This is a genomic window from Lyngbya sp. CCAP 1446/10 (assembly GCF_026130175.1).
GTDB lineage: Bacteria > Cyanobacteriota > Cyanobacteriia > Cyanobacteriales > Microcoleaceae > Microcoleus.
Genome location: NZ_JAIGNI010000161.1, coordinates 1 through 4,304, shown reverse-complemented (window position 1 = coordinate 4,304; position 4,304 = coordinate 1). Strand labels below are relative to the sequence as shown.

The following is a 4,304-nucleotide window of genomic DNA, read 5'->3' as shown; positions in this document are numbered from 1 at the left end:
GTAGAAACCTTACTGCAAAGCATTGAGCCATCTGAAATTGCAGACGAATCATTGCGTCGTACTGTGTCCATATTGCTGAACCTCATAGAACAATTACAAGCAGAAACCCAAGAATTACGGTCAGAAAGTCAAAGATTAAAAGACGAAAATAATCGTCTGAAAGGAGAACAGGGCAAACCAGAGGTTAAAGCTAATGGGCCGAAAAAGTCAAAAGAAAACTACTCATCCGAGAAAGAGCGAAAAACACCAAAAAAACATATTAAAAGTAGTAAAAATGCTCTGGTCAAAGTTGACAGAGAAAAAATCCTCGAGTATCCCCAGGCAGAACTACCATTCGATTCAGAATTCAAGGGTTATGAAGAGGTAATAGTTCAAGACATTTTACTGAAAACAGATAACGTGTTATTCCGGAAACAGAAGTATTACTCACCTTCAGAAAAGAAAACATACATTTCACCGTTACCATCCGGCTATGATGGGGAGTTTGGTCCCGGAGTAAAAGCCTTAGTTATGAGCCTGTACTATGGAGGTAACATGACTCAAGGAAAGCTGTTAGATTTTTTAAGCAATATTGGGATTTCCATGTCAGCCGGTTATTTATCAAATCTACTGGTGAAAAAATCAGCAAATTTTCAATCAGAATTTAACGAAGTGTATTTATCCGGATTAGCAAGTAGCCCTTGGCAACACTTAGACCAAACAGCGTGTTAAAGGAGTAAATTACACGACAAATATAATTTGCAATCCATTATATACAGTTTATTCTACAACTTTAAGAAAAGACCGATTAAGCGTACTTGGAGTATTACAGAACAACCAAGGACTTCAGTTTATGATCTCTCCACTTACCTACGAGTTATTAGATAAGTTCAATGTACCCCAGAAGTGGAGCCATCAAATTAAAGGATTACCTCAAGAAATTCCGTTGAACGGTGATGAATTTAACTCTTTGCTGAATCAGCATCTGGGTTGCTTAGGCTCTCAACATCGTACCAGAATTTTTGAGGCAGCAGCAATTGCTTTTTATCATCAGCAATCCCAGATTCCGGTAATAAAAACTCTGGTCACTGATGATGCACCCCAGTTTAAATTACTCACAGATGATTTATCTTTATGTTGGGTGCATGAAGCAAGACATTATAAAAAATTAAGTCCATTTGTTACTTGTCATCAAAAAAGTTTAGATAAGTTTCTTGATGATTTTTGGGATTACTACCGAGAATTACTCGCTTACAGAAACTCTCCATCTGAGCTGGAGAAGCTGAGGCTTAAATCCAGATTTTGGGAAATTTTCGGCAGTCAAACTGGTTATGAACAATTAGATAAACGAAAAAAATTAACTTCTTGTAAAATATCTGAGTTGCTTTTAGTTTTGGAGCATCCGGAATTACCATTACATAATAACCCGGCAGAATTAGCTGCCAGAACAATGGTGCAGCGACGAAATATCAGCGTAAGGATTCAGGTCTAAGATTGTGGAATCAGAGAAGGCATGAAAAAGTTACAAGAATGGGCAGATAGAGCATCACGGAAAAAAGCCATTGCACTTTTACCTTGAAATCTACAAGTCTGAATCACAGATAGCAAATCAGCAGTTTGTTCAAACCGAAACATGGAGCGGGAACCGCCAGATACTTTACGGGTAGTCCTATTTAGGTAAGGATGGACATAGCTCTTTTCATGTAAGGCTTTCAGAGCTTGGAGCCAACCTTACAGACCTGAAGTATCCTGGCTTTTTTAATGTATTTGCAGCTACAAAGCCAAGACATTAACGAAATAATCAGCACTTTGAACCCTGTCCTGAGCAGATACTTGGATATTCCTACACGGTAGTAAATCAATGAACTCCAGACTGCCAAGGAATTTCAACCATCCTTACCTTTAGGGCACTACCCCATTTCTCACATCGTTTTTTGATCTCTATTGACGGTATTAACCCAAGCGTATTGGTTTATAATTCGATTCAAGTCTGAGCGACAAACTCAAAGATCCATACTTCCATTTCATAGGGCGATTATACTCATGATTTCGGCTGCGATCGCCAGATTGGATTTTTGGGGCAGTTGATCGAAAAGCAGGCTCGCGATCGAGCTTCTGATGTGGTATGGGTTGTAGCTTTACATTGTGAGAGGAGGCGTAATTGAAATGACACCTGCGATCGTCGTACTAGATACCGACAAACAACCCGTTACAGCCGCTATTTCACATCTGGTGAAACCGGGGCGCGAACAGGAATACGAACAATGGTTGCATGATGTTTCTGGAGTTGCCCAACAATTTGACGGACATTGTGGCGTTAGCTTTATCCGTCCCCATGATTCATCCCATCCCGAATATGCGATCGTCCTCAAGTTTGATTGCTACAAACATCTCAAGGAATGGATGGATTCCCCCGTCCGCCAACGCTGGATCGACAAGGTACAACCCCTGGTACAACAAGATCAAAATGTAGAAATCCTGACTGGTTTAGAGACCTGGTTCACCCTGCCAGGAAAGCTCGTTCAGCATCCACCCAAACGCTACAAAATGGCGATCTTAACCGGATTAGCGGTCTTTGTCGTAGTCCAGCTTCTGGGAGCGCTCCTTGCGCCTGCATTGACTGTTTTACCGCCATTAGTGCGATCGTTTGTGTTAACTTTGCTAACCGTTTTCTGTTTGACTTATCTGGTTATGCCCCGTGTAACTCGGTTATTTTATCGATGGCTTTATCCCAAAAATTCTTGAAATTATCGGAGGATAGTTCTATGTCAAATCCACAAGTCAAGCATCCGATCCACGATCGCAATGCCCGCGGTCATACAAAAATAGGTTGGCTCGACAGTTATCATACTTTCTCCTTTGGTGGCTTCCAAGATCCCGATCGCATGGGTTTTCGGAGTTTGCGAGTAATTAACGACGATCGCGTTATTCCTGGTGCTGGATTTGCTACCCACGGACACCGCGATATGGAGATTCTCACCTACGTTTTAGAAGGAGAATTAGCCCATAAAGATAGCCTGGGAAATGGTTCGGTCATCCGTCCCGGAGATGTCCAAGTTATGAGTGCGGGTACAGGCATTCAACACAGTGAATTCAACGCTTCCAAAGATGACCCAGTACATTTTCTGCAAATCTGGATGTTACCGGATACACAAAATCTAACTCCTCGTTACGAGCAGCTTAATTTTGGATTAGAAGCAAAGCAAGGCAAATTGAAATTGGTTGCTTCTAAGGATGGGAGAGACGGCTCTGTAACGATTCACCAAGACATTAATCTCTATGTTTCGGTGCTATCATCAGGCGATCGCGTTGTGTTTGAGATGCCCAGCGATCGCTTTGCGTGGGTTCAGGTAGCACGCGGCATCGTGACGTTGAACGGTGAATCGTTGTGTGAAGGCGATGGCGTGCAGATTGGTAGCACAGAAGTGCTAGAACTGACTACCGAAGCCAATGCTGAAATCTTGATCTTCGATCTGGCGTAAGTCCTCAAATGCGATCGACTTATTCATCCGCTCGTTTCAGTTATATCAAAATAAAAGCGATCGCACTTATAACAAAAATCGCGATCGCCTATTCATCATTAAACCTAGATTCACGGTATCCGATCGCACAAACAATTTTGCGAGCGACGCAACTCAGCCAATTCTCCTGTAACCCTCCTAAAAGTCGCAAGCTAGCGAGAAACAAGGTCGCGAACGGGAACCTTCGGACTATTAAATGCAAAACACAAATGCTCCCAAACCAATGGAACCCAAGCCATAATTAAAGTAAGTCGGCAGGTTATAGAGCAATGCGGTTTACTTAAGGTTTGGGAGGCTTTAAGATAGTAAAAACAGGAGGATTCATTTTTATTCCAGTACCTCTGTTTTTAACTTTTTTTGGTATCATCTCAAAGAAAACCTGTGCCAATTGGGTGGTTCTAATCAACGTTTGCGAATACTAAAAACTCATCTATGGCGTGGTCAGGTCGATGGGAAAATCGCCGATGCAGGCTGACTGCGATGTACCTCACCTCAAGAACTTTCTGGATAATATAGCAATACGGTTCACTTAAAAATATCCAGGCGGCAAAAAAGCATGAAAAATAAATACTGCGATTGCTTCGTTCCTCTCTTCGGACAATCTTAAGTGAACCGTATTGGATTATAGCAATCCTAAATCATTATCTACACTTATTATGATATAATTATATGCAATAATTGATTGTGACAATAAAAAAAATGAATAACTTACAAATGCCACAGAAAGATATGGAAAAAGAAAGAGCGGCGTTAGAATCTTTCATCAAAAGCGATCGAACTGTAAGAGAACTCAAGCGATCAATA

Annotated in this window: 3 protein-coding genes and 2 pseudogenes; 4 read left to right on the top strand and 1 reads right to left on the bottom strand. The window is 41.4% G+C overall.

The annotated features are described in order from the left end of the window. Positions 1–711, top strand: a pseudogene (locus K4039_RS29670) (hypothetical protein); the annotation flags it as partial. 121 nt (positions 712–832) lie between these two features. After that, positions 833–1,471 (top strand): hypothetical protein, encoded by a 639-nt coding sequence (locus K4039_RS29665; RefSeq protein WP_265240106.1) that lies wholly within the window; start codon positions 833–835, stop codon positions 1,469–1,471. Here the strand turns inward: K4039_RS29665 and K4039_RS29660 are convergent. Beyond that, a pseudogene (locus K4039_RS29660) lies at positions 1,468–1,647 on the bottom strand (IS66 family transposase); the annotation flags it as partial. The gene K4039_RS29665 and the pseudogene K4039_RS29660 overlap by 4 nt on opposite strands. 498 nt (positions 1,648–2,145) lie before the next feature. On the opposite strand from K4039_RS29660, the gene K4039_RS29655 reads away from it, so the two are divergent. Both K4039_RS29655 and K4039_RS29650 read left to right on the top strand, forming a co-directional pair. Further along, the gene (locus tag K4039_RS29655; RefSeq protein WP_265240105.1) at positions 2,146–2,724 is read left to right on the top strand and encodes an antibiotic biosynthesis monooxygenase; all 579 of its coding nucleotides are present in this window, start codon (positions 2,146–2,148) and stop codon (positions 2,722–2,724) included. 20 nt (positions 2,725–2,744) lie between these two features. Beyond that, a complete protein-coding gene (locus K4039_RS29650; protein ID WP_265240104.1) occupies positions 2,745–3,461 on the top strand; it encodes a pirin family protein in 717 nt (238 codons plus the stop codon). Positions 3,462–4,304 lie beyond the last annotated feature (843 nt).

Excerpts from the sequence above, each read along its gene's own strand:
- K4039_RS29650 (WP_265240104.1), top strand. The coding sequence starts at position 2,745 with ATGTCAAATCCACAAGTCAAGCATCCGATCCACGATCGCAATGCCCGC.
- K4039_RS29665 (WP_265240106.1), top strand. The coding sequence starts at position 833 with ATGATCTCTCCACTTACCTACGAGTTATTAGATAAGTTCAATGTACCC.
- K4039_RS29655 (WP_265240105.1), top strand. The coding sequence starts at position 2,146 with ATGACACCTGCGATCGTCGTACTAGATACCGACAAACAACCCGTTACA.